We start from the raw sequence: 707 nt of genomic DNA, 5'->3' as shown, positions 1-707 counted from the left end.
TTGTACCGGCAAAAGGTGAGATCCCCGCCCCATCCCCCCTCACCGCCGCCAGAAGCGCCACCAGGGGCGCTTGCGGGGGGCTTCCAGGGCCTTCAGGGCCTCCCTGAGCCGGGCGTTCTCCTCCCGCAGGGCCCTGAGCTCCCCCTCCACCCGCTCAAGCCGCTCAGCCAAGGCCCTGAGGAGGGCCAGGGCCTCCCCCTCGGCGGGGAGGAGGAGGGGAAGGCCGCCCTCCGGGACCTCGCCCCTCAGGACCTCTTCCAGGGGGAGGCCTTCCCTTAGGGCCCGCTCCCGGGCCGCCCGCAGGCGGGCCAGGGCCCCCTCGGGCCAGAGCCGCCCGCCCCCCGGAGCCCGGGGGAGGGGGCCCACCGTCCGCTCCCACAGGGCGGCGTACCGCCGAAGGGTGGCCGGGGAAACCCCCAGGATCCGGGCCGCCAGGGCCGGGGGCAGGAGGGTCTCGTCTTGCCGGCCATCGGGGTTCTCCACGGGAGAAGTCTACCCCCTGAGCGCCTGAGCGCTCACCCTGAGCGCCCCTTGAGCGGGTGAGCGCTCAGGATGAGCGCCCCCTCCCTAGCCCGCTCAAGGTGAGCGCTCACCGCTCACCAGGGGCGCTGAGCGGGCGCTCACCCGGGGGTGAGGCCCCCTTGCCGGCCCCTGTCGCCCGCCTGAAGCAAGGCGGGAAGCGAAGGGAGCAGGCTCAGCGGTAGACG

1 protein-coding gene is annotated in these 707 nt (G+C 75.0%); it reads right to left on the bottom strand.

The features are described from left to right. Nucleotides 1–39 precede the first annotated feature (39 nt). Nucleotides 40–483, bottom strand: a complete 444-nt coding sequence (locus AC01Y6_RS10805; protein ID WP_476671535.1) for a MerR family transcriptional regulator — start codon at nucleotides 481–483, stop codon at nucleotides 40–42. Between the last annotated feature and the right edge of the window lie 224 nt (nucleotides 484–707).

Source organism: Thermus sp. (genome assembly GCF_056332225.1).
This window is presented reverse-complemented; position numbering and strand designations above follow the sequence as displayed.